This window comes from bacterium, assembly GCA_036524115.1.
In the GTDB taxonomy this organism is placed as follows: Bacteria; JAUVQV01; JAUVQV01; order JAUVQV01; family DATDCY01; genus DATDCY01.
Map to the genome: position 1 here is coordinate 1 of DATDCY010000313.1, position 4,880 is coordinate 4,880.

Below are 4,880 nucleotides of genomic sequence, written 5' to 3' on the forward strand. Positions count from 1 at the left end.
GGCCCGCCGCCGCCGGGATGGGGGCGCGGGAGTACGGGGTCGTCGCGGCCGCCGCCGTCTTCCTGGCCGCCGCCTTCCTGTTCAATCCCTGGGGCATCGTGGCGCAGGGGTTCCGGGCGCGCGAGAGTCGCCGCGAAGCCGCCGCGATCGCCGACGCCGCGCGGCTGCGCCGGGTGCGCCTGGCGCTGGAGGTCTACTACCTTGAGAAGCAGGCCTACCCGCCGGAGCTCGGCAGGCTCGCCGAGAGCGGCCTGCTGCGCGCGCGCGATCTGCGTGCGGCGGACGGGCGGCCCTTCGACTACCGGGCCGCGGACCGCGACTACCGGCTCGAGCGGGGGGACGGCCGGTGAGCGGGCGCCCCCTCGTGCTGATCGCGCGCGGGCTCGTCGCCGACGAGCCCGCGCTGCGCCAGCGGCTGGCCCTCGAGGTGCCGGACGGGGCGGAGCTGGTCTGCTTCGACTCCCCCGACGACGGCGCCCGGCTCTTCGCGGCGCGCGGGGTGGACTGTGTCGTCCTGCGCGTCGACGCGCGCGGCGAGCACCGCGGCCTGCTGGCGCTCGCGCAGCAGGCCATGCCGCCGGTCCCCGTGGTCGGGGCCCTGCCCGAGGGCGTCGCCGAGCCGGTGGCGCGCCACGCCGCGGCCTTCAGCGAGCTGCTGCCCGAGCCGCCGGGGGAGTCGCGCCTCGCCCGCAGCGCGCGCAACGCCCTGCGCTGGCGCTCGCTCTCGCGCCAGCTCCAGGAGAAGGAACAGGAGCTGGCCTCCGTCGAGGAGATCGGGCGCACGATCATCTCCTCGCTCGAGCTGCAGACGGTGCTCAACATCATCATGGAGAAGACCCGCGAGCTCGTGCAGGCCGAGTCCTGGTCGCTGCTGCTCGCCGAGGAGGGCGACGGCGGCGTGCAGCTGTCGGTGGCCGCCGGCGAGGGGGCGGACCGCACGCGCACCGGCGCGACGGTCCGGCCGGGGGAGGGGATCGCCGGGTGGGTCGCGCGCGAGGGCAAGCCCGTGGTCGTCGAGGACGTGGCCAACGACCCGCGCTGGTGCGGCCTCGAGCAGGCCTACGGGACCGGCGCGCGCTCGGTGCTCTGCGTGCCCCTCGAGACGCGCGGGCGGGTGCTCGGCGTGATCGAGGTCGTCAACAAGAAGGGGGGCGAGGGCTTCAGCCAGCGCGATCTGAGCCTGGTGACGCGGCTGGCGGGCTTCGCGGCGATCGCGATCGAGAACGCCCGCCTCTACCAGCAGACCAAGCAGCTGACGTTCACCGACGAGCTGACGCGGCTGTACAACACGCGCTTCTTCACGCAGTACCTCGACGCCGAGGTCAAGCGCTGCCGCCGCTACCGCGGCCACGTCTCGGTGATCTTCCTGGACCTCGACCACTTCAAGCTGGTCAACGACCGCCACGGGCACCTCATGGGCAGCCAGCTGCTGCGCGAGGTCGCGGACGTGCTGCGCCGCGGCGTGCGCGACGTGGACATCGTCGCGCGCTACGGCGGGGACGAGTTCATCGTGATCCTCCCCGAGACGAAGCTGGAGGCCGCCGCGTTCGTCGCCGAGCGCCTGCGCCAGGCGATGAACGAGCACGTCTTCCTCGCGGACCAGGGGCATGCGGCGCACCTGACGGCCAGCTTCGGCGTCGCCTCGTTCCCCGAGACCTGCTCGAGCGAGGAGGAACTGATCCGCCTCGCGGACCAGGCGATGTACCGGGTCAAGAACCGTACCCGCAACGGCGTCTACCTCGCCCAGGTGTCCGGCGCGGCAAACGCGGAGGCGCCGGCGTGAAGCGGGCGCGGGCCGCCGCCGCCCCCGCGCCGGAGGCCGCCGCCCCGGCGGTGCAGGCGCGGCCGCGGCGCATCAAGCTGCTCTACCAGCTGCTGGGGGTGCTGCTCCTCGTCGGCGTCGGCCCGCTCGCCATCTCGAGCCGCAAGATGCTCCAGGTCAACCAGGGCACGCTCGAGAGCGGCATCCTCTCGGCGCACACGCAGATCGTGACGAGCACCGCCGAGCGGGTCGAGTCCTTCCTGCGCTCGGCGAGCGAGACGCTGCGCGGCATGGCCCGGTTCCAGGGGCTGACGGCGGGCCTCGACGAGGGCCGCCGCTCGGACCTGCTCGTCCCGTTCCTCGACGCCTACAACCGGCTGCTCGCGGTGCGCGTCGTCTCGCCGGACGGCCGCACGCTCGCCGAGGTCGGGCGCGGCGGCGCCGCACCCTGGGCGCAGATCGGGCCGGCGGACGCCGCGGCCGCGGTCGCGGCCGCCCTGCGGGGCGAGGAGTACGTCGGGGCCCCGTTCTTCCCCGCCGGGGCGGGGGCGACGGCCGTCGCAGTGGCCGTGCCGGTGCGCGACGAGACCAACCGGGTCACCGCCGCGCTGTTCGCCGTCGTGAGCCTCGCCGACCTGCAGTCGCTCATCGCCAAGGTGCGCGTCGGCACGACCGGCCAGGCTTACCTCGTCGACCGGCGGGGCGTGCTCGTTGCGCACCGCGACCTGGACCTGGTGCGCCGCCGCGAGAACCTCGCGGACCTCGAGATCGTCGGCTACCTCCAGGCGGGCCAGACGCTCGGGAGCGTGCCCTTCCGCGACCACGCGGGCCGGCAGATGCTCGGCGCCTACGACCTGGTCCCCGGCGTGGGCTGGGGGGTCGTCATCGAGGAGCTGCGCGACGAGGCCTACCGCTCGCTCGCCGAGCTGCGTCGCCAGACGGTGCTCTGGGTCTCGGCCGGCATCCTGCTCGCCGTCGGCATCGGCGTCGCGACGGCCCAGGGGATCAGCGGCCCGATCCGGGCGTTCGCCGACAAGGCGCTGGCGATCTCGCGCGGGGACTTCAAGGGCACCATCGCCACGCGCGCGGTGAACGAGATCGGGCAGCTCGCCGACACCTTCAACCACATGACCCGCCAGCTGGAGCTCTACGACCGCAACGTGCGCGAGCTGTTCCTGGCGACGATCAAGTCGCTCGCGGCCGCGATCGACGCGAAGGACCCGTACACCCGGGGTCATTCCGAGCGCGTCGCGATCTTCTCGGTGGCGATCGCGCGCGAACTGGGCCTCGACGAGCGCGGCCTCGAGCGGGTGCAGATCGCGGCGCTCCTGCACGACGTGGGCAAGATCGGCATCGAGGACGCGGTGCTGCGCAAGCCCGACCGGCTCACCGACGCCGAGTACGCGATCATCAAGCGCCACCCGGAGATGGGCGCCAGCATCATGGCGCCGATCCGCCAGCTCAAGGACATCATCCCCGGCATGCGCCACCACCACGAGGCTCTCGACGGCACCGGCTACCCCGACGGGCTCGCGGGAGGCGAGATCCCGGTCATTGCCCGCATCATCGCCGTCGCGGACACCTTCGACGCGATGACGTCCGACCGGCTCTACCAGAAGGCGATGGACGACGACTTCGTCATCAAGACGCTCACGCGCCTCTCGGGCAAGCGCTACGACCCGAAGATGGTGCAGGCGTTCATCAAGGCACACCCCAAGCTCGCCCGCGCACGGGGCGCGACGGCGGCCGCGCCGGCGCCGCAGCCGGCCTAAAGGGAGGCGCGAAAGGGAGCGATGCCGCCGATCCGACCGAAGAGGCCCGAGCCGCGGGGGGACGCCCGCCGGCACCTGCGCTGGCGCGAGGTCCGCATCTCGTACTTCACGCTCCAGTTCTGGGGCGTGGTGCTGGCGCTGATCGCCGTCGGGGCCGCGGCGAACTTCCTCTACGCCCGCTCGCGCGGCAGCGAGAGCCTCGTCGGCCGCGTCTTCTCGCTGGCGCGCCGCTCGGTGGACCGGCGCATCCAGCTGATGACCGGCACGAAGGACGCCGGCGAGCTGCTCGAGCAGCGCTACGCGACGCTGAGCTTCTTCTCGGGCCGCGTCGAGATCCAACGGGCCACCGACCTGGCCTGGCGCGGCGCGGAGGACGACATGCGCCTCGCCAGCGGGGACCGCGTGCGCACGTTCTCGAGCGCGCGGGCCGAGGTCAGCTTCGACGACGGCAACGTGCTGCGCATCAAGCCCGACTCGCTCATCGTCATCGGGGACCTCACGGAGAACGTGCGCACCAAGGTCCGCAAGTCCTCGGTCCGCCTGCTCGTGAGCAACATCGAGGCCGACATCAAGAAGTCCGTCGTGCGCGGCTCGCAGTTCCGCCTGGAGATGCCGACGGCGACCGCGGACGTCGAGAAGGCCCGGCTCTCGGTCGAGATCCGGCCGGACAAGCAGAGCCAGGTCAGCGTCTACTCCGGCCAGGTCGCCCTCGACACCGGCGCGCAGAAGGTCCAGGTGACGGACCGCACCTCGGTCGTGATCAACGCCCTCAAGGAGATCTCGCGGCCCGAGAACCTGCTCCCGGCCCCGCGGCTGCGCACGCCGCGGCCGCTCGAGACCTGGCCGACCGCCAGCGGCGGCGTGGTCGTGCCCTGCGCCTGGGAGCCGGTGCCGGGCGCCCGCGCGTACCGCGTGGAGGTCGCGGGCGACCGCTTCTTCGACAAGCCCGTGTTCGCACGGGACGACGTGCGCGAGACCGCGGTCACGACCTCCGCGCTCAGCCAGGGGGTCTATTTCGTGCGGGTCGCGGCGCTCGACACCCAGGGGCGCGCGGGCGACTTCTCGGACCCCGTGCCGCTGCGGGTCGTGCTCGACCGCGTCGCGCCGACGGTCGAGGTGCAGAAGTGCGTCGCGCTGCGCACCGGGCGCGGCCGCGAGCTGCTGGTCAACGGGCGCACCGAGCCGGGCGCGACCGTCAGCGTCGGCGGCGTGCCGGTCACGGTGGACGCCAGCGGCTATTTCTCGGCGGTCATCCGGGGCCCGGCGGCCGAGGGCGCGGAGGCCGAGGTCGTCGCTCGCGACCGCGCCGGCAACGTGACGAGCTTCCGCCAGGCGGTGGGCTCGTG

At 73.5% G+C, this 4,880-nt stretch carries 4 protein-coding genes; all 4 read left to right on the forward strand.

The genetic code is table 11. The features are described from left to right. Nucleotides 1-350: hypothetical protein (locus tag VI078_14835; GenBank protein HEY6000559.1), on the forward strand; the 350-nt coding region annotated here is incomplete at its 5' end. Beyond that, the gene (locus tag VI078_14840) at nucleotides 347-1,783 is read left to right on the forward strand and encodes a sensor domain-containing diguanylate cyclase (protein HEY6000560.1); all 1,437 of its coding nucleotides are present in this window, start codon (nucleotides 347-349) and stop codon (nucleotides 1,781-1,783) included. The genes VI078_14835 and VI078_14840, both read left to right, overlap by 4 nt. Continuing rightward, on the forward strand, nucleotides 1,780-3,534 hold the full coding sequence (locus VI078_14845; GenBank protein HEY6000561.1) for an HD domain-containing phosphohydrolase: 1,755 nt from the start codon (nucleotides 1,780-1,782) through the stop codon (nucleotides 3,532-3,534). The genes VI078_14840 and VI078_14845 overlap by 4 nt, the downstream gene beginning before the upstream one ends. 21 nt (nucleotides 3,535-3,555) lie before the next feature. After that, on the forward strand, nucleotides 3,556-4,880 hold a 1,325-nt coding region (locus tag VI078_14850), incomplete at its 3' end, for a FecR domain-containing protein (protein ID HEY6000562.1).